The 20,339-nt window shown below is 35.8% G+C and carries 16 protein-coding genes; 2 read left to right on the top strand and 14 right to left on the bottom strand.

All coding sequences use genetic code 11. The features are described 5' to 3' along the window. Positions 1-48 precede the first annotated feature (48 nt). Positions 49-1,464 (bottom strand): sensor histidine kinase, encoded by a 1,416-nt coding sequence (locus AMET_RS24880; RefSeq protein WP_012062524.1) that lies wholly within the window; start codon positions 1,462-1,464, stop codon positions 49-51. A gap of 588 nt (positions 1,465-2,052) precedes the next feature. On the opposite strand from AMET_RS24880, the gene AMET_RS06295 reads away from it, so the two are divergent. Continuing rightward, a complete protein-coding gene (locus AMET_RS06295) occupies positions 2,053-2,874 on the top strand; it encodes an ABC transporter permease (protein ID WP_012062523.1) in 822 nt (273 codons plus the stop codon). Between the two features lie 245 nt (positions 2,875-3,119). Here the strand turns inward: AMET_RS06295 and AMET_RS06290 are convergent, their stop codons facing one another. From AMET_RS06290 to AMET_RS06280, 3 genes are all read right to left on the bottom strand, one after another. Further along, positions 3,120-4,670 (bottom strand): PAS domain-containing sensor histidine kinase, encoded by a 1,551-nt coding sequence (locus tag AMET_RS06290; protein WP_012062522.1) that lies wholly within the window; start codon positions 4,668-4,670, stop codon positions 3,120-3,122. A gap of 300 nt (positions 4,671-4,970) precedes the next feature. Further along, complete coding sequence (locus AMET_RS24190) at positions 4,971-6,941, bottom strand: HD domain-containing phosphohydrolase (RefSeq protein ID WP_083760861.1); 1,971 nt, start codon at positions 6,939-6,941, stop codon at positions 4,971-4,973. Positions 6,942-7,095: 154 nt separating this feature from the next. Beyond that, positions 7,096-7,788, bottom strand: a complete 693-nt coding sequence (locus tag AMET_RS06280) for a TVP38/TMEM64 family protein (protein ID WP_012062520.1) — start codon at positions 7,786-7,788, stop codon at positions 7,096-7,098. Between the two features lie 133 nt (positions 7,789-7,921). Here AMET_RS06280 and AMET_RS06275 point away from each other — a divergent pair, with 133 nt between their 5' ends. Next, on the top strand, positions 7,922-8,665 hold the full coding sequence (locus AMET_RS06275) for an MBL fold metallo-hydrolase (RefSeq protein ID WP_012062519.1): 744 nt from the start codon (positions 7,922-7,924) through the stop codon (positions 8,663-8,665). A 112-nt stretch (positions 8,666-8,777) separates the two neighbouring features. Here the strand turns inward: AMET_RS06275 and AMET_RS06270 are convergent, their stop codons facing one another. The 10 genes from AMET_RS06270 to AMET_RS06225 form a co-directional block, all read right to left on the bottom strand. Beyond that, positions 8,778-9,176: a DUF948 domain-containing protein gene (locus AMET_RS06270; RefSeq protein WP_012062518.1), complete on the bottom strand. Its 399-nt coding sequence runs from the start codon at positions 9,174-9,176 to the stop codon at positions 8,778-8,780. Positions 9,177-9,208: 32 nt separating this feature from the next. Further along, positions 9,209-9,661 carry a YtxH domain-containing protein gene (locus AMET_RS24185; protein ID WP_012062517.1) on the bottom strand — a complete coding sequence of 151 codons (453 nt, stop codon included), beginning with the start codon at positions 9,659-9,661 and terminating at the stop codon, positions 9,209-9,211. Positions 9,662-9,819: 158 nt separating this feature from the next. Then, positions 9,820-11,769 (bottom strand): type I glutamate--ammonia ligase, encoded by a 1,950-nt coding sequence (locus AMET_RS06260; RefSeq protein WP_012062516.1) that lies wholly within the window; start codon positions 11,767-11,769, stop codon positions 9,820-9,822. A gap of 382 nt (positions 11,770-12,151) precedes the next feature. Further along, positions 12,152-13,870 (bottom strand): dihydroxy-acid dehydratase, encoded by a 1,719-nt coding sequence (gene ilvD, locus AMET_RS06255; protein WP_012062515.1) that lies wholly within the window; start codon positions 13,868-13,870, stop codon positions 12,152-12,154. Between the two features lie 129 nt (positions 13,871-13,999). Beyond that, the gene (locus tag AMET_RS06250) at positions 14,000-15,463 is read right to left on the bottom strand and encodes a tripartite tricarboxylate transporter permease (protein ID WP_198135396.1); all 1,464 of its coding nucleotides are present in this window, start codon (positions 15,461-15,463) and stop codon (positions 14,000-14,002) included. Between the two features lie 199 nt (positions 15,464-15,662). Beyond that, entirely contained in the window at positions 15,663-16,670 is a 1,008-nt protein-coding gene (locus tag AMET_RS06245; protein ID WP_012062513.1) for a tripartite tricarboxylate transporter substrate binding protein, read from the bottom strand. A gap of 148 nt (positions 16,671-16,818) precedes the next feature. Further along, positions 16,819-17,271: a tripartite tricarboxylate transporter TctB family protein gene (locus AMET_RS06240; RefSeq protein ID WP_041720428.1), complete on the bottom strand. Its 453-nt coding sequence runs from the start codon at positions 17,269-17,271 to the stop codon at positions 16,819-16,821. Positions 17,272-17,453: 182 nt separating this feature from the next. Continuing rightward, entirely contained in the window at positions 17,454-18,167 is a 714-nt protein-coding gene (locus AMET_RS06235) for a FadR/GntR family transcriptional regulator (protein WP_012062511.1), read from the bottom strand. Between the two features lie 243 nt (positions 18,168-18,410). Further along, entirely contained in the window at positions 18,411-19,094 is a 684-nt protein-coding gene (locus AMET_RS06230; RefSeq protein WP_012062509.1) for a FadR/GntR family transcriptional regulator, read from the bottom strand. A gap of 206 nt (positions 19,095-19,300) precedes the next feature. Further along, entirely contained in the window at positions 19,301-20,323 is a 1,023-nt protein-coding gene (locus AMET_RS06225; RefSeq protein ID WP_012062508.1) for a sugar kinase, read from the bottom strand. Positions 20,324-20,339 lie beyond the last annotated feature (16 nt).

Raw genomic sequence — 20,339 nt, 5'->3', positions numbered from 1 at the left:
ATCTGTCTATATAAAGGAGAGCATATCAATCTTTTACTCTACAGGTTGCTAAAGATAAATGTCTGAAAACTCTACCTTTATTCTTTCTATTTCGCTGGATTCACCTCTCTCAAATATACCCTTGTAATTATTTTCTTCAGTATCCACCATTTTTACTGGTAATTCAATAATGAAGTTACTACCTTTCCCAAGTTGACTTTCAGTATAGACTCGTCCACCATGCATCTCAACAAGTGATTTAACTAAAGATAGCCCTATGCCACTACCCTCAGAATTTCGAGTCAAAGACTTATCCACCTGCTTGAACCGCTGAAATATCACTTTCAAGTCTTTGGGTGATATACCGATCCCTGTATCTTTAACACTAATGATAATATGACTCCCTTTGTCAGTCATATTCACAATAATTTTCCCACCTATATCTGTAAACTTCACCGCATTAGATAATAGGTTTAACATAATTCTTTCAATTTTTTCCGAATCACAGGCTAATACTTTCTCCTCTACATCTGTGTCAAATTCTAGGGTCAATCCTTTACCTTCAACGTATTGGGCTACTGATAGGGTAATGCTTTCTACGACATTAACAACATTAACATTTTGAAGATTCAAATCATAAAACCCTGAATCTAATTTAGTCGTATCAACCAAATTATTTACCAATCTGATTAGTCTATAACAGTTTTGTTTCATTATTTTTAAATATTTATCGTTACAAACATTCCCTTCTTTAGCCTGTACATCAAGCAATTGAACCGTTCCAAAGATAACGTTTACTGGTGTTTTTAATTCATGAGAAATATTTCCAAAAAACTCATTTTTTATTTTATCCAATTCTAAAGTTGCTACTAACTCTTTTTCAGCTACCTCTCTTTCATTGAAGTAGAGAATCATTTTTTGCGCATAATCCTTTTCAATATGTACGTAGTCACCTAATAACCAGGCGGTTAATAAAAATACTGCAGATAATACAATATCTATTTGAAAGTAAGTGTTGCTCTCAAGGGAGGACATGGAAAGCAAATCTACAACTAGTATAAATAAAGATGATAATAACGCAATATTAACCCCATATTTCTTACCATACTGAAGGGTGGAAATAATAATAATAAATAGAAATAAAAATTTGTAATTACTGGTGTGACCACCAGATAGAAGCGTTAAAATAGCAAGTAAAAGAAAGAAGCCACCCATCTCCAAATTACCCTTGAATCCTACGATGCTCCTATCCTCAGTTTCTTTAGATAACAATACCCATATGGGATAAACAAGTATAAGAATGATGATACCAATTAAACCTAATATAATCAAATCTAATTCATATACTTTAGAAACTATACCGATTTCCTTTCCATCGTCATAGATACTGAAAATCACCATACAACAACATAATATAGACAGTATTTTTACAGTTGATATGATTTCGTATATTTTCTTTCTCCTCATTTTTTCTAAATTATACATTTCATCACCTTCCCTTTAGACTCTGGACTCTTTGGGTCATTATATTGCTTTGAAGAACTTGCACAGTAGCTAATTTATGAATAAGAGCAGAATCTTTTAGTATCCGTCCCACGCCATCTTTTAGATATTTTTTTAATTTAACTATTTTATAATTCTCCAGTATTAACTAAAAACCTCTAAATAAACAATAAAGACTACATTTTATTTAAGTTAATCATTGATTCTCTAAATGATTTAATATCTTCTCAGTAAATGTTCCATTTTAACTTCATATATACTTCCATGAATTTTATCAAATTAAAAATTGTTCAATGTCTCAATAAAATAAGTAAGGGTAGTATCACATGTGCCCCTACTTTCACTTATTCATCTGGAATTTTGATAGAATTATTTGCTTTTATGTGTACATAGCAGAAGCTATCTCCATGGCAGATCGGGTTATTGTTCTTTCCAATCGCCCCTCATACATTAAGAACATTCACGATATTCATTTGACCTGTGGTGAGGGTGAAAAGACTCCTTTGAAGTGCCGTGAGGCTCCTGAGTTTAGGCATTACTTCAATAAAATATGGAAGGAGTTGGATGTCTATGTTAAGTAAAGATTTAGAGGATCAAACCTACTCCCCAAGCCATCTAACCTATCTTTCTTCAGTTAAAAGATACCAAAGAAACATTAAACTCTCACAGGTTGCCCTATTAGTTGGATTTATTTTGCTTTGGGAGTTGGTGGTTACCTTGAGATGGATCGATCCATTCTTTACCAGTAAACCATCAGCGATTTTTGCATTGATTACAAGGCTTGTTCAGGATGGATCTATATTTAAGCATACGGCAGTATCCGTAACAGAGGCCGTCATCGCCTTTGTCATTGGTACACTCCTGGGTACAGTCCTGGCCACAGCCCTTTGGTGGTCTGAATTTGTAGCTAGGGTATTAGACCCTTATCTAGTCGTTTTACATGCATTGCCTAAAATCGCCCTTGGACCCATCATTATCATTTGGGCAGGAGCTGGCATGCGTGGGATTATTGTCACAGCCTTAATGATCTCTCTAGTGGTCACGATTTTATCTACTTATAACGGCTACAAAGAAGTTGATGAGGAAAAGGTTAAAATGCTACAGACCTTTGGTGCAACAAAGCTTCAAATTTTTCAAAAAGTGATTTTTCCAGCAAGTATTCCCACAATGATTAACACCATGAAAATTAACATCGGTATGACCTGGGTCGGTGTTATCGTCGGAGAGTTCCTTGTTTCTAAAGCTGGCTTAGGATACTTAATCGTATATGGAGGGCAAGTATTTAGGTTAGATATCGTCATGGCAGGTGTGATTATATTGGCGATTGCAACTGCAATCATGTACCAACTCATTGTTTGGCTTGAATATCGATTCTTAAAGGGAAGACAATAAAATTCGTCTGATGCTATCGCACCGACTCATAGCGCACTTATATTTAAAACGAGCGTTGTTTTAAATCTCAAGTGCTTAAATAAATTCGTCTGATGCTATCGCACCGACTCATAGCGCACTTATATTTAAAACAGGCGTTGTTTTAAATCTCAAGTGCTTAAAAATTCGTCTGATGCTATCGCACCGACTCATGGCGCACTTAAGTAAAAGTTGTGGGGGGTCCCGCAACTTTTATTTTATATTCCTCACTGTGAAAAATATATATCCGAAAGCTCGATATTAATCTTTTCAATAAGATTTTTGCCATAGTCATGACTATTCAGTTCAATGCTCTCTTCCACTAAAACTTCAACTGGAAGTTTAATTACAAATTCACTACCATAGTCCACTTTACTCTTCACAGATATTTCCCCATTAAGTTTTTCTACAAATTCCTTTACTAGAGATAGACCAATACCACTTCCTTCAGTCTTCTTTGGAAGGGAATCATCAATTTGTACGAACCGATCAAATATAGCACTCAATTGGTTTTCAGGTATGCCCATCCCCGTATCCTTTACTGAGATTAAGAGACTTTCCTCTTGTCCACACACCATTACATTGATATCACTTCCCACTTCTGAATACTTAATGGCATTAGAAATTAAATTCAGCATAATTCTTTCAAGTATATTAATATCACAGGCTATAATTTTTTCCTCCACATCCGTATCAAATGTGATGGATATTCCTTTGATTTCTGCTAGAGCCACAGTAGATTGTGTGATTTCCTCAAGAATATGTATCACATTATAGTTCTTATATTTTATACTGAAAGAATCAAAATCCAGTTTCGTAATATCAATTAAGTTATTGATCAGCCTAAGCAGACGATAACAATTTTGTTTCATTATGTGAATGCATTTATTTAATTGTCTAGGCTCTAGTTCACTTAAATTACTTCTATTATAATGCTCTACTAGTTGAACTGTGCCCAGTATTACATTTAAGGGTGTTTTAAATTCATGAGATATATTAGAAAAAAATTCAGCCTGCAGCTTTTCTTGCTCTAGGGCTCTTACCAATAACTGCTGCTTTTCATCCATTATCTTTGACTTTATTTCTTCTGATTCCTTCCTAAAAGTAATGTCCGTATGGGTTCCACAGATCTGAATGGCTTTTCCATCCGCTCCCCAAATGGCTTGCCCCTTATCTTGAATCCATATGATTCCTCCATCCCTCTTAATCATACGATATTCTATATTATATCGAGGGATTTTTCCGTTAATATAATCATAAAGCGTTTGTGTAACCCAATTAAAGTCCTCAGGATGGATAAAATTTTTCCATGCATCAACAGTATTTGGTATTTCATCATCCTCATACCCTAAGCTATTTTTCCATTTCAATGGTAATACCACTTCATTTGTCAGTAGATTATAATCCCAAAACCCATCAGTCGTATTGTTTAATACAAGCTTATATCTATCTCCATAGGAAAGTACTTCCTCTTGTAGTGTTCTAACACGCTTTATGTTTTTATAGATGAGAAAGTACATTAGAGAGGCAGTGAAAATGATAAAAAAGCTTCCTTTGATTGTTAGGTAACGGGTAATTGTTTTTAAATCTTTAATCAATAATCTAATCACCTTATCAGATAAAAAGACATAAAGGAAAGATATTAAGACGTATATACTTGTAATCTTCAAAGCTACTTTCTTATCATTTGAAAAATGCCTTATGAATTTCAGTTTCTTATTCGTATTATTTCTTGCTTTCTTATCACTCTTGCAAACTTTATTCCCTATCCCATTCATAAATACCTCCCTAATTAAGACTGGCATAGATAAACATCATGACTCTATCACACACAAATATGAATGAATGTTCTTCATTATATAAATCATAATTTCTACACATATTTATCATTTCCTCTTTGTTGTTGTAATTAAATACATTTATTCAATTAATTGGTGCTAATTATCCATTGGTTTTATGGTTAAATCTTCCTATTCGTCACTACAAGAGATTATATTGTAAAACCAATCAATGATAAATCAAAAAGAAGTAGAGCACTGAGCCCTACCTCTTGATATACAAATATTTATCCTTCTATGTTAGTTTCCACTATGAACCATTAATTCTTCTTCAAAGTCTCTTTTATTTTCATATACCTCTTTTATTTGTGGTAGGCAAGTCATAAAAGCTTCAACCAAGATCGGGTCAAAGTGCTTTCCTGCTCCCTCTTCAATAATCTCTAGTGACTCTTGAAAGCTAAAGGCCCGCTTATAGGGTCTTTTAGATGATAGGGCATCAAAAACATCTGCGATTGCAGCAATCCGTGCTGCCAAGGGAATTTCTTTTCCTTTCAGTCCTTTTGGATACCCACTCCCATCCCATTTCTCATGATGATAGTGTGAAACATCAATGGCAACCTTAAAGAAGTCCTTTTTAAAGATCCGCAGGCTGTCTTCTAATTTAGTTAATATTTCAGCGCCGATACTTGTATGCTGTTTCATCACTGTCCATTCATCTTCAGTGAGCTTACCCGGCTTTGTTAAGACACAATCTGGCACACCAATCTTTCCGATATCATGTAATGGTGCATACATTTCAAGTTCATGAATAAATTTGGGATAGGTGCAATAATCCTGGTCTCCATTGGTTTGTAATCCTTCCGCTATAATCCGACAATAGCTTGTCATACGATTTATGTGATTTCCAGTTTCAAGATCTTTTTTTTCTACTAAATCTGCGAAGGTTAATGTAATATTATGTAGCATTGATTTAGTTAAATAAGTTTTATCTATGATGGTACTCATTTCTCTGGCTATTTTTACCGCTAAAATCAAATCCTTTTCATCATAAGCATTTAGATGAAAAGAGCTAAAAAACAGAAATCCAAATACAGTATCACCTGAAATCAATGGAATAATCATATTGGATCGGATTCCTTCCTTCACCATTAATCGAAGGGATGGACTATGAGGTCTTTTATTCAATTCCTCTGATAGATTTTGTAATGCCACTGCTTTTTTTGTTAGTAGCATTTTAGTTAATGAAGTTTCGTGGAATGCCACCTCAAAACCTGGACCCAAGTGAATATCACCATAATTAATCTTTCCAGTTTCTGCGATAATTCGTTTTCTTCCATAATCTACAAAGGCAACACCTATACGATCTACATCAAGAAAATCTTTTATTTTCCAAAATGTTTTTTCTAACACATCATCTAATATGTACTCCTTACTGGCTATTTCCTTTATTTCTTCTAAAACAGCTTGTTCTGCATATCTATTTTCAACAAATTGCTTCAATTTTTTTTCTTCTTCAAAATATGGCGTTAATTTAGGTAGCCCGTCCTCAGTATAGCAATGATCATTTAGTTTCTTTAATGATTCAAAAACATAATTTGCATCTATCTTTAAAATTCGTATAATTAAAGCAACTAGTATCAATATAAAGATAAAAAGTAATGCTAGCGCCGTATTGACAAAGGATATGTATCCCCTTCTGAAGCGTCTTTCCAATTCCCTAGAACCACTTTCCAGTCCAGCAATGATACTTGATGTATCCTGATACAATTCTTCTGTTGCAATGATGAAGGAGCTTAGTTCCTCTGTGTCTAAACTGCTGTACTCACTGAATCGCACCTCATATTCATCAAACCTCAACATTAACTGTTCTAATCCTAATTTCAACTCATTCTCTAATATTAAGAATCTTAATACCTTACTTTTTTCCAAATCATTTAAGATTCCCCGTCCTTGTGCTGCAAGAACTTTCATTTCATTGATATTGTCTCTAATTAAGTGAACATTTCGTTCTTGGGCTTCTAGGAGATTTTTTTGTCTAGCAATCTCCATCTCGGCTAAACTCTCCCTTTGATTAGCAATATTATTTAACACCGCAATGGGTAGATTCATTTGGATATATTTATCACCAATTGCTCCTTGGATTTGAAATAGTCTTTCTGTCTGAGCAGTGGTGTTATCGACGTAATAGATATGAACAAAAATTGTGACTACTATAATACTCACCACAATACTGATCGCTGTTAATGTTACTCTTTTGATATTCTTCATCATAATCACCTTTTTCTTATGAAAGTTTAACCTTCGCTGTGTTGCTCTGATTCACCAAACACAACCTATTCTAAGTTAAGTCTCATCTTATGTTTCAATATTTATCTTACCATATTTCGACATATTTCACAATCTATTACCTACCCTTATGTGAGCACTATTTACTTCCTTGTCTTTTCTTTTTATAGATCCATTTAGGCAAATAAGAAACAGCTATAATCAATACAGAAGCAATCCCTAAATAAATCATGGTTCTTTTTGCATCTTCTTGGCCTCTCCCTACTGTATTCACAGCAAAAATCCACACGGCTGTTCCAGGGATAATGCATAATAAAGACACAAATGCATATGTTGTAAAAGAAATTGACGTTAATCCATATGCATAGTTTTGTAACCAGTGTGGAATGACCGGTACCATACGGGTTAAAACCACAATACGCCATCCATCTTGTTTAACACCCTCATCAATTTCATGAAAGGCTTTACTTTTTCTCAATCTTTTTTCAATTCTTTCCCTACCTATATATCTAGCAATAATAAAGGCCATTGATGCACCTAATAAATCGCCAGCTACAGCATATGTAATCCCTTGTACGGTTCCATAGGTGATGCCACCTAAAAGTGCAAAGGGTACACTTGGTAAAAACAGCATTGTCCCTATGGCAAAACTCAAGAGATATAGCAATAGTCCTAGCCAGCCTAAGGCTTGGATTTTATCGGTAAACTTTCTTAAATAGTCAATTGATATAAAATTCCAAATTTCATACTTATAAAGTACCCAGATAAATATACTAATTACCATCACAGCAATTAATAAAATGTGCTTCTTATTCAAATGTCTTTTTTTCACCACGTCACCCCATTTCATCAATATCTACTAGTAGTTTAGACCTTATATAGGTTTTTTATTGCTTTAGATTTCAGTAAACAGGGTATAATCAAACTATAATAAATGATTATTAACTTAAGGAGGTTCCAATTATATGTTATTAAGCAAGGGACAATGTCGATTTCACTATCTATACAATAGTGGGTTTATTATTGAGACAGAAAATAATGTCATCATTATTGATTATTATCAGGAAAGTCCATTGATTACTAAAGAACTCTTTACCCACAAAAATATTTTTGTTTTCGTCACCCATAACCATGGTGATCACTTTAATCCATTGATTTATGATCTATCTCAGGAACATGACATTCAATACATTATTCATAAAGATGTTCCCTCAGCTTCAGGTTCAAAAATCCTCTCCGTTGTTCCAGATCAACATTATTCAGTCGGTGATCTTTCTATCGAAACCTTTGGTTCTACTGATAGTGGCGTTTCCTATCTTATCTCAGTGGATGGACTCACTGTTTTTCATAGTGGTGATCTTAATTGGTGGAAATGGAAAGGAAAGTCACAAGAAATCCACAAACAAGAAGAGGCTGATTACAAGAGAGAAATTTATAAACTCCGGAATAAAAAAATCGATATTGCCTTTGTTCCTGTTGATCCAAGACTCGAGGAGTACTATGATTTGGCAGTTAAATACTTTGGAAGTACCATTGATGTCCAAACCATTGTTCCCATGCACTTTCGTGATTCCTTAGAGCCAATTCAACAGTTGGCTCATCATTGGAAGGATAATGGTTTTTCTTCACAATTTGTAGCAATCACCAGAAGAAATCAATCCTTTTACTTTGATGAAGAACGAGCTCTAGATTTTAATAAAGGGCAATAAAATGAGGCCTAATTCCTAGGAAATATGGCGCTTCACTGAGATGTAAATAGGTACAAAAAAGGCAGTTCCCTTAAAAGGACTGCCTTTTTCTACTCTATAAAATATCTTTTTACTATCTTAAAAAACCTTTTTTCTTTTCTTTAAAGAAAACACCTCTTAGGACAGCTAATAATTCCAATACCTCTTTAATTGGTAATACGATGTCTTCATTGATGACTTGTGCTGTAGAGGCTGTATGCCCTGTTGTTTCTTCCACATGTCTAATTACTTCGCTAACCTGCTTCATTTCTTCATTGGCAGTATATGTAATTTGTTCTACGTTATGTAGTACCCGTGGCAGTCGTTCTAATGCTTCATCAATATGTTTTTCATTTTTCTCTAAAGTGTTTCTAACACCCTTTAATGTTTCATTAAGTCTCAATACCGCCATCAGTAATACAATCAATAAACCTACACCTAATAGGGAAAATATCACGGTAATGATAACCCCCAAATCAATCGTGACTTGCATGATGATGCCTCCTTTACGTACTTTCCTTTGTATTAACCTTCAATTTTTTCAGTTTCCTCTTCAGTACCTTCTTCCTCTATACTTTCTAGTTCTTCTTCGTTTATCACATTAGGGCTATTATCATATCCCATTTTTTCTTTAAGTGCTTCAACCTTACTTAAAACAACTTCCTTTTTGGTATCTACTACCTCCGAAAATTTCTCTTTTCCTTCTTCAAAATTCACCTCAAATTTATCTTTTGCTATTTCAAGATTGACTTCCAATTTATCCTTTGCTTTTTCAAGCTCTTCTTTTGTCTTCTTTCTTGTATTTTCTCCTTTGTCAGGTGCAAAGAAAATACCTGTTATACTCCCTATAATTGCTCCAAAAGCGATCCCCTTAACGACACCTTCCTGACGGGCCTTCTTTTTCTGTCTTTCAATACGATTCGGATCTAGTAAATCCCTTACTTTGTCTACTCTGCTTTGCAAATCTTTTACATTCATCCCCATCACTCCTACATAATAAATTATTTTTGACTATTATTTCACTTATACCCTAAATAACCATTATAAAACAATGCTTATATTTACTCATTCGATAAATAGCACGATTTACCTTTAAATCATTAAAAATAAAGGGCAACCAAGGGTCGCCCTTTATTTTATATTGATGTGTCGTTTAGTTCTTCTAACAGATTTCTACGATAAGCATAGTAAAGCTGCTTTAAATGAGCACTCTTCTCTGCCATTTCAATCTGTAACTCTGATACATTATCGTAATTTTCAACCTCTACCGCTTCTCTAATCCTTGTAAATAAGGACTTCGTTTCCATACTATCCTTCATGAGATAATTTCTTAATGAATTTATTTTTTCCCAGTTGACCACATCTAAGTCTGTAGCATTTTCTACTTGATGTCGTTTTCTGCTGTTTCTCACAACATCCATATTATTTGGAATAATTCGTCCCATCAATTCAGTTACCCACTGTGATAATGTGGCTAATCGATAGGCATCTACGATAGCTTCACTAAAAACATCTCCTTCAAGCAATATTGCTTTTCTTTCAGGATAGTTGGTGAATCCTTTCAGATTCTCCCATACAGTAGCCGGTGGTGCGCTGAATAACCGCGTTCTTTCTTCTTCTGTATAATCTTCAAACACATCTTCTTCACTTCTATATGCCCGTTCTTTATCTAAATAGAATTTCTCTTCACCTGCATCTTTAGAGAACTCTTTTTCTAACTCTTTACTGGTCATTCCCGTTGCTGCTGAACTCGTCATTCCGTCCATCATTGTTTGATAAATGGCCCCTAAAGTAAGGTAAGTATTCGTAGTTGGGTTCGGTGCTCTTAACTCAAATCGAGTGGCTAATGGATTATTAGTATCTCTTACAAGCCCCACTAAAACCGTGCGATTTCGCGAAGGTACTTCAGTCGTATGTCCTACAGATCCTACGATACATACCGGTGCTTCAAAACCTGGCTTTAAGCGATTGAATGCATCATTGGTAGCAGTCACAAATGGGTTAATCACTTCATAATTTCTTAGTAATCCCATTAATGCACCCCAGCCTGGTGCGCTAATATAATCTTTCTTCATATCCTGTGGAGAAAATAAGTTGACATATTTTCCGTTTTTCAGCTTTAGTGTCACACTGATGTGCACATGCTTTCCACTTCCTGCTACTCCTTCAATTGGTTTTGCCATGAAGGTAACTTCCAGTCCATATCTCTCAAATGTTTCCTCTACTAGTTCTCTAATAAACAACTCATTATCAGCACACTGTAGGGCCGTACTATATTTCCAATCAATTTCGAGTTGCTCCATAACATGATTTAGTTTACCAGATACGCCTATCGTTGCTGTGACACCACCAACCTCTTTGTGTCCCATCTCCGGCTCAAAACCATATTTCTCAAGAATCATAAGAGATTCTTCTAAGGCAGTTCTAACATTACCCTTGGTTCGCTTCCAATACTGTTCTTTCAACATTTGTGAAGTAGAAAGTTTTTCTTCATCGGCAGGATCCTCTGGTGTTTTTACCCAAAACTCTAATTCCGTTGCAGAAGTAAGCTTCACTTCTTCTATTTCCTCAGCTGAATCAATATTAAACTCCTGCACTAAGCTTGGATATTTCTTGAATAATGATTTTATCTTTGCATCAAAGTACTCTTCAGTCCGATTTAAGACAGAGCGAGAATCGACTCTTTTGTCATCATGCACTAGAAAAGCTGGAATCCGTAATGTCCCTATTGGAAGACCAGTTTCTTCATGAATATGGTCGTAATTGTAATCAATAAACCAGTTCACGAAAAGATCAGGAACCATGTCTACTTTGGCGTTGTTCAATGTGGCGATTCCATGAAGCACAACGCTAGAACCATCAGTCTGAACCCCATTGGTTAAAAACTCATCCATTTCATCAATAAATAATGAAATTGGAATTTTTTCATCAGTATCATTTCCCCCTAAATCTACTGCCACAAGTGACGCAAATTGAATAAAAGGATATGCTTTTAACAGCTTAATCAGTGTTTCTTTTTCATGGGTCCAAACAGGCAAAGTATATAATACTTCTTTGGATAATAATTCTTCAATTGTTTGATTCATTTTATCTCCTCCATTTTTTTTAAATCTATCATTAAAGTTCATTAACACTCGAATGTTTTTTATGATTTCATAAGAAATATTCGAGGGAATCCGAAATTTAATAATTGTATGAAAATTTTAATTTTTATTATATAGGAAATTATACGAAATGTAAATAGAAAAAATACATTTATTTTGTATAATCATACATTTGAATTTGTGTGAGCTAATTAATCAAAATGAGAAGGTTTTCAATACAAAACCTTCTCATTTTGCTCATTATAGTTTTTTATTAATCCTCCATTCTTATGCAGAAATGTAGGATATGTTCATAAAACACATAAATAATTCCCAGTCTCGTCTTTACTTAAAGTAATAGCCCATTCAAAAGAATGGACTACTTTTACTCCATATATCCTCCCTTCATAGGGGATACAGCTAATTTAGTATAGATACCTAAGGCACCCTTTGTATATTTGGGTTTTGGTTTTACCCATTTGGTTTTTCTCTGTACTAAAATCCGCTCCATTTCTTCTACAGATTTTTCTTGCCCCTTTACACCAATAATGTCAAGGCTTCTATTGGGAATGTCTAGCTTAATCAAGTCCCCTTCTTCTACCAGAGCAATGGGACCACCTTCACTGGCTTCCGGAGAAACATGACCAATGGCTGGCCCTCTTGTGGCTCCTGAAAATCTACCATCTGTAATCAATGCAGTGGTAGAAATCAATTCTGGGTCTGAAGCAATGGCCTCGGTTGTGTAAAACATCTCTGGCATCCCTGTGCCCTTAGGCCCCTCGTATCGGATAAACACCCCATCACCAGGTTTAATTTCCTTCGTTAAAATTGCCTTTAAGGCCTCTTCTTCACTATCAAAGGGTCTCGCACGTAATGTGGCCTGCAGCATTTCTTTTGCAATGGCTGCGTGTTTCACCACAGCGCCTTCTGGTGCTAGGTTTCCCTTTAGAATTCCTATGGCTCCCTGTTCTTGAATGGGATCCTTGACTGTTTTTAGAATGTCTTCCTTTTTTATACCCTTCTCTTCTAAATGTTTGTAGCATACATCATAGTAATCACTTCTCTTTAGTTCTTCTAGATTTTCACCCAAGGTTTTTCCTGTTACTGTTAACACATCTAAGTGTAAAAAATCTTTAATTTCCTCCATTACCCCCGGAACGCCACCGGCATACCAGAAGTACTCCCCAGGATAAAAACCACTTGGCCTAATGTTTAAGATATAGGGCACTTTTCTGTGTATTTCATCAAACAATTCAGGTAATATCTCAATTCCCAACTCATGGGCAATGGTAGGAATATGCAGTAAAGAATTTGAAGAACCGGCAATTGCAGCATGGACCATAATTGCATTTTCAAAGGCTTTTCTCGTCAATATTTGAGAAGGCCTTAAATCTAGCTCTACAAGCTTCATGGCATGCTCTCCAACCTTTTTAGCCAACACCTTTAGCTCTTCTGCCGTTGCAGGCATAAAGGCCGTGCCCGGTAAGGCCAACCCTAAGGCTTCTGCCATGACCTGCATGGTGGCTGCGGTTCCCATAAAGGAACATGCACCACAAGAAGGACATGCATTATGCTTAAAGTGAGTAAATTCAGCCTCTGTAATTTCTTTTCTCTCATATTTTGCACTGTAGGTCCCAATTTGTTCTAATGTCAGCATATTGGGTCCTGCTTTCATGCTGCCCCCTGTGAGCACTACCGATGGAATATCCATTCTTGCGATGGCCTGTAGATGGGCAGGCATTCCTTTGTCACAGCTGGCAATAAATACCCCTGCATCGTAGCCCGTAGCGCCAATTTGTATTTCTATCATACTGGCAATAAATTCTCTTGATGCCAAGGAATAGTCCATGCCATCATGTCCCTGTGCTTGCCCATCACAAATATCTGTAGCAAAAAACTTAGCAGGCTTTCCGCCCTTGGCGATGACCCCTTGATACGCTTCTTCTACTAACACATCTAAGTGGGCACTACCAGGATGACTATGTCCAAATGTGCTTTCTATGATAATTTGAGGCTTAGATAGTTCTTCTACCTTCCACCCCATTCCCATTTTCAGAGAGTCCATTTCTGGTGCTTTATTTCTAACTTCTTGACTTCTTAACATCTATGTCCCTCCTGAACTTTCATTTTCGAGTAAAAATATAGTCAAATTTAATTCCTAATTTTCATGCATTGGAAATACACAAAGCTAACTGTAGAAATATAATCATTAATAGAAACAAAGTAGTTCGTTTTATTGTGTCTTAGTCGTAGCACGCATTTTTATAACTACATAAAAGATAGCACATACCATTACTAACAAAACAATAGCCAATGGATTTGTTAACATATATCTTACTAGTGACACTTGACGTGCATTGGCAATGGTCATGGAACGCATGAGATTTGTCTCAATCAGACCACCCAGCACAACACCAATAATAATTGGCGCCAGTGGTACTCCTGTTTTCTTGAAAATGGCACCAATGACTCCTAAAATAATGGCTATCAATACATCAAACACATTATTTCTCAAACTATAGGCACCAAAAATTGTAAATACTAATACAGTTGGAACAATATATTCCATTTTAATCTTTAATATATAGGAAAAATATTTTATTCCGAAAGCTCCAATGAGGGTCATGGCAACTACTGTAAGGAGCATTCCAAAAATAAATGTATAGGCAATATCAGGTCTTTGCACAAACAAACTAGGTCCTAGTATAACTCCATGGATAATCAACGCCCCCGCAATGATGGCAGACGTTGGACTTCCAGGTACCCCAAGTGCCAACAATGGTACCAGTGAGCTTCCAACAGTTGCATTGTTGGCGGCCTCAGCTGCTATAATTCCTTCTACATTACCTTTTTCGAATAACTCTGGATTCTTTGAAACTCTTTTTGCCTCACCATAGGATAAGAAAACCGCAAGGGTTGTGCCCACACCAGGCAATAGCCCTACGAAAGTCCCAATCAGAGAAGATTTAATAACGAGAGATTTTTGTCTCACAATATCTTTAATTACGGTCATTTTGTTTATGTCTTGATCCTTATACTCAACAACCTCAGTTGCTTTTTTACCGATATTAAGAAACATTTCAGCTAAGCAAAATAATCCTAAAACAACAGGGACCACTGATATACCAGACCTCAAGTTTATATTACCCATTGTAAATCGTTGTGAGGCTGTAATCATATCTACGCCAACTGTACTAATAAACAGTCCAAATAATACGGCAAAAAGAGATTTATAAATGCTGCCTGCTAATGCACCTACAACAACTAACCCACTAAGAGAAATAAAAAACATTTCAGCAGGACCAAATTTCAGGGCGAAACTGGCCAATGGAGGTGTAAAGAAAATAAGAATAAGAACGCCTATGAAACCACCAAACATACTTGAGAAGATTGAATAGTATAATGCTTCTTTAGATCGACCTTGTTGCGTTAATGGATAACCTTCCATCGCTGCTGGTGCAGCAACAACATCCCCAGGTACATTCAATAGAATTGCTGTTATCGATCCTCCATACATCCCGCCCATGTAAATACCCCCTAATAAGAGGAGACCAATTTGTGGCTCTAAGGTAAATGTGATGGGTAGCAATAATGAAATCCCAATGGCCCCATTCAATCCAGGGATAGCTCCAACGATGATTCCTATCATTACACCACTAAATATGACAAATAATACACTTGGAGAAAGTATACTCATAAATATTTGAAACGAGTCCATTTCTAAAACCTCCTAAATCATAACATAGTATAAAGAAAACATAATCCATCTGTGACCCTTGGCCTCTGGGCTCTATGGCCAATCAGGGTTTTCGTATTTCGTTTTAGACCTCATATATAATATAGTCGAAAGAAAGCATCCACTTTCTCTCGACAATAGAAGTACTTAATTTACTATCTTATTTAAATCGTTCAATATTTCTTTCGATCACTGGTTTTAATGTGTTATTTGATCGAGTTAAAAACTCACTTACGTCTTCAGATCCTAAGTATCTATATGGTAGTGCAGCAGTTTCAAATCTTGCTTTCAGCTCAGGATCATTCCCAATTTTATCTAATGCAGCTGTCAATACTTCTTTGATTTCCTCTGGTAATCCTGCTGGAGCAACAATCACACGAGAAACTCCCATTTCTAAGTCATATCCCGATTCTTTAAATGTTGGCACCTCTGGGAACATTGCCATTCTCTCAGCAGCTGCAAACCCAATAGGGTGACCGCCAGCATCTGTAATTGGATCATGACTCATTGAAGATGTAGAAACTAAGTCAACATGCTTTCCTAATAGTGAGTTCATCAGTTCTCCACCACCTGAGAAAGTAACAGGAGCCGTTTCAATTCCAAGATGGTCTGAGAATGCAAGAACATGTAATAGTCCTAAAGCTCCTGATTCACCGATTGTTAAGGCTCCAGGATTGGCTGTACCAAATTCTACAAGATCGTCAGTTGATTGGAAAGGACTATCTGGTCCAGCAAAAATACCCATTGGCATATCATCGAAAGCTGCTAAATATTCAAAGCTTTCAAATGTAAAATCAGTGTCTCTAGTATGCTCTAATACAAAGTTATCTGGGTACCCGAATACACCAAGTGTGTATCCATCTGGATTACTTCTAGCCATTTCAGCAATTCCAATTTCGCCACCAGCACCTTCTCTGTTAACAACATTTATTTGTCTTCCTAGCTCTTGACTAAGGGCATCTGACAAAATTCTAGCAACTGTGTCTCCACCACCACCAGCACTATAAGGCACGATAATTTGAATGTTTTTAGTAGGATACTCTACACCTGCTGCTACTTCACCGTTAGTTTCACCAGTGGCTTCTTGATTTGTTTCAGAAGTACATCCCACAAATGCCGCTAACATAAATACCAAACCAACTAATAAAATTCCAATTTTTCTTTTCATGACATCATTTCCCCCTTTTAATTTAAGTACGCACCATCACACACTATTACAATAAAACATCTTTCCTTACTCTATTAGCATTTTCTACCAAAGCCACCCCCTTATGGGAATATGCTGTTTAATAGAAAAACTAAAACGATGTTATGCATTAATTAAAGAATGAACCTCTGGGAACGGGTAGTCCCAATAATACAGTGAAGATAATATACATTGTGGCAATATTTAGAGTTGCAAAGATCAACCCTCTTAAAAAGTGTCTCAAGTTCATCTTCGTATTATTTGCTCGGTATGTCTGATAAAAAAACACAGCCATTATTAAGAAGAATCCCGAAACATAAAATCCAAATACCGTTAACAGATTATAGGTAATAAATAAGAGCGAACCAGGAATAAGTATTTGGAAAACAAGTACGCTTTTGGTTAAAGTGGATTCATCTGTTTTAATACCTTTTTTAACTTTCACTAGAGAATCGATAATTATTAAAACGCCTGTAATGCCAATGCCATACACGATTACTTTTGGAAATAAAGCAGACTGAGCTGGCAAACCACCTATTTGTGTATACGCTACGATGGAAAAAATGATCCATACTGCACCCATAATGATATTGATTAAAATAACAATCACCACCTTTCAATAGTTGAATCCTAACTTTGTTTGAGATTTGCTTTTTCAGCACACTTATATATTGCAAAATTCTAGCTTTAAGCCGTATTCTGAAAAGGTTTTCCTTTATGATACTCCTGTTTTTTCTAAAAACATTCTTCCCAACAATGAAAACCTTACTTTACATCAATATTAATCACTTTTCTGTCTTCTTTAATAGCACGTATTTCATTAATTGTTCTTTCAATATGCCTTCTCATAAATAGAGCTGCTAGTTCAGGATCTCTATCTTTAATGGCATTTAATATTTTCTCATGCTCATTTACCCCACCATGAGGGCCTAAGTAGCCATTTATTTCTTTTTGTTGATGAGTCCAAATATCTGTCAATACGCTATTCACCTTAATAATTAGAGAGTTTTTAGTGCCCTTTGCAATCTCAATGTGAAACTGATAATCAGCATGTGTAAACTTCGGTGATTTGTTCTTATTGTCACACATTACTTGATAATACTTTTCCAAACTTACAATGGTTTCATCATCGCATCTTTCAGCACAAAGTCGCGCACTATCTACCTCAATGACCTTTCTAAACGCTAACACGTCTAACAAGTTATCTTTGTTTAGTAGAATCATAGGAATTAAACTATTCAAATAGATGGATGGCGACAAGTCATTGACAAAGGTCCCCTCACCTTGCTTTTTTGTTAATATATTTAAAGCTACCATCTTTTCAATAGCCTCTCTCACAGACATCCTACTGACCCCTAGCTCTAGCGAAAGTTGATTTTCAGAGCTAATTTTTGATCCAGATACCCATTCTCTATTTAATATTTTTTCTTCAATTGTTTTATATACGATTCCACTGGTGTTAGTTTTTCTAGCTTCCATGCAATTATCACTCCTGCCATAGTTGTCAGACGACTTACAAGTTCATTATAATATCATCTACTTTATTCGTCAAGTCTATTTTGAGAATTTTTGCAAACGTTTCATTTCATCTCCTCTATCCCGTAATAAATCCACCTATAATCCTTTGCAATTAGCTATATTCTTCACTATATCAAGAGAGTTCAAACAAATAATTTTCTACATAAAAATCGGAACATGTCATTGTCCGACATGTTCCGATTTTTATCTCTTTATTTTTTTCAAATCAGTAATTGTCCTTTCAATATGCCGTTTCATATAAAGGCCACTCAAGTCTTGATCTCCACTACGTATGGCTTCTAATATTTCTTTATGTTCTTTAATTCCTCCAGTAGGTCCTAAATGTTCATACAACACTTTTTGATGATATTCCAACAGACTCTTTAACACTTGGTTTATTTTTATAATTAAAGTATTACCAGTACCTTCTGCAATGGTCATATGAAAATTCATATCTGCCACCGTAAATTTTTCAGGTTGTTCTTGAAAGCCAAGCATCTCTTCATAGCATTCTTCTAGCTGAACAATGATATCTGGGTCTCTGCGTTGGGCACAAAGCATTGCACTTTCCACCTCTACAATTAACCTAAACTCTAATATATCTAAATAGTTATCTCTTTCTAGTGTAATCATAGGAATTAGACTATTGAAATATACCGAAGGAGTAACTTGATTAACATATGTTCCTTCTCCATGCTTTTTTATTACTAAATTGAGTGCCACCATTCTTTCGATGGCTTCTCTTATAGACATTCTGCTGACATTAAGTTCTTTGGCTAATTGTGTCTCTGGTGTAATTTTAGTACCTGGTTTCCATTCACCACTAATAATTCTTTCTTCCATTATCTTATAAACATACTCACCTATATTACCTCTGGGTCTTTCCATTTCTCCACCTCTTTGATTGGATCTTAGTACATCTATTATACCATAAAATTTCCAATGCAAAAAAGCCCGTGGACTAGACGGACTTTTTTAGGGAGAAACATAATAAATCACTATATGAATGGCCTTTGCTCTATGTAATGAGCATCAGCCTTATTGGATAATTAGCATTTCACTTAATCCTTTACGGATTCACTTCATTTGCTTTATTATCTTTGAACTCTTCCAGATCCGTCACCCTTGGTCAATGTTTCAACTTCATCTATAGAAACCAAGTTAGCATCTCCAGAAATTGTATGCTTTAATGCTGATGCAGCCACTGCAAATTCTAATGCATCTTGAAGTTGCATTTCTGTCACTAATCCATAGATTAAGCCCGAAGCAAAGGAATCTCCCCCACCAACTCGATCTACAATTCTTACATCATATTTCTTAGATACATAAGATTTCTTCCCATCATATAATACAGCTGACCAACCATTGTCAGAAGCTGAGTAGCTTTCTCTTAATGTAGAGGCAACGTATTTGAATCCAAATCTTTCAATTAATTGCTTGGCCACTTCTTCATAGGCTGCGTGGTTGATTTCACCCTTAGTTACATCTGTATCTGCTGCATGAACACCAAATACCATTTCTGCATCCTCTTCATTACCAATGCACACATCCACATATGGCATTAATTTACTCATTACTTCTCCAGCTCTCTCTGGTGTCCATAATTTTTTTCGATAGTTTATATCAACAGATATGGTGACACCCATTTCCTTTGCTGCCTTACAAGCTTCCAAAGTGAATTCGGCTGCTTGGTCGCTTAACGCTGGTGTAATCCCTGTAAAGTGGAACCAATCCACCCCTGCAAATATTTCTTTCCAGTTGAATTCAGATGCATTTGCTTCTGCAATGGCAGCATGTGCTCTGTCATAGATTACTTTAGAGGCTCTTTGAGAGGCACCTGTTTCTAAAAAATAAATCCCTAGTCTGTCTCCACCACGTAGGATATAGCTTGTATCTACACCAAATTTTCTGAGGGCATTGACTGCACTTTGACCAATCTCATGCTTAGGTACTTTTGTTACAAATCTTGCATCTAACCCATAATTTGCCAAAGACACACAAACATTGGCTTCTCCGCCTCCATAGCACGCATCAAAACCATCGGCTTGAACAAATCTTTCATAGCCCGGTGTAGAAAGTCTTAACATAATTTCTCCTAAAGTCACAACTTTTTTCATTTTATCTCCTCCTCAT

Origin of the sequence: Alkaliphilus metalliredigens QYMF, assembly GCF_000016985.1 — a bacterium.
GTDB classification, from domain to species: Bacteria; Bacillota; Clostridia; order Peptostreptococcales; family Natronincolaceae; genus Alkaliphilus_A; species Alkaliphilus_A metalliredigens.
This window is presented reverse-complemented; position numbering and strand designations above follow the sequence as displayed.

Bases quoted from the DNA above. Each gene is read 5' to 3' on its own strand.
- AMET_RS06260 (WP_012062516.1), bottom strand. From the start codon at position 11,769: ATGAATCAAACAATTGAAGAATTATTATCCAAAGAAGTATTATATACT.
- AMET_RS24880 (WP_012062524.1), bottom strand. From the start codon at position 1,464: ATGTATAATTTAGAAAAAATGAGGAGAAAGAAAATATACGAAATCATA.
- AMET_RS24190 (WP_083760861.1), bottom strand. From the start codon at position 6,941: ATGATGAAGAATATCAAAAGAGTAACATTAACAGCGATCAGTATTGTG.
- AMET_RS06275 (WP_012062519.1), top strand. From the start codon at position 7,922: ATGTTATTAAGCAAGGGACAATGTCGATTTCACTATCTATACAATAGT.
- AMET_RS06240 (WP_041720428.1), bottom strand. From the start codon at position 17,271: ATGGGTGCAGTATGGATCATTTTTTCCATCGTAGCGTATACACAAATA.
- AMET_RS24185 (WP_012062517.1), bottom strand. From the start codon at position 9,661: ATGAATGTAAAAGATTTGCAAAGCAGAGTAGACAAAGTAAGGGATTTA.
- AMET_RS06230 (WP_012062509.1), bottom strand. From the start codon at position 19,094: ATGGAAAGACCCAGAGGTAATATAGGTGAGTATGTTTATAAGATAATG.
- AMET_RS06235 (WP_012062511.1), bottom strand. From the start codon at position 18,167: ATGGAAGCTAGAAAAACTAACACCAGTGGAATCGTATATAAAACAATT.
- AMET_RS06290 (WP_012062522.1), bottom strand. From the start codon at position 4,670: ATGAATGGGATAGGGAATAAAGTTTGCAAGAGTGATAAGAAAGCAAGA.
- AMET_RS06295 (WP_012062523.1), top strand. From the start codon at position 2,053: ATGTTAAGTAAAGATTTAGAGGATCAAACCTACTCCCCAAGCCATCTA.
- AMET_RS06270 (WP_012062518.1), bottom strand. From the start codon at position 9,176: ATGCAAGTCACGATTGATTTGGGGGTTATCATTACCGTGATATTTTCC.
- AMET_RS06225 (WP_012062508.1), bottom strand. From the start codon at position 20,323: ATGAAAAAAGTTGTGACTTTAGGAGAAATTATGTTAAGACTTTCTACA.
- ilvD (WP_012062515.1), bottom strand. From the start codon at position 13,870: ATGTTAAGAAGTCAAGAAGTTAGAAATAAAGCACCAGAAATGGACTCT.
- AMET_RS06250 (WP_198135396.1), bottom strand. From the start codon at position 15,463: ATGAGTATACTTTCTCCAAGTGTATTATTTGTCATATTTAGTGGTGTA.
- AMET_RS06245 (WP_012062513.1), bottom strand. From the start codon at position 16,670: ATGAAAAGAAAAATTGGAATTTTATTAGTTGGTTTGGTATTTATGTTA.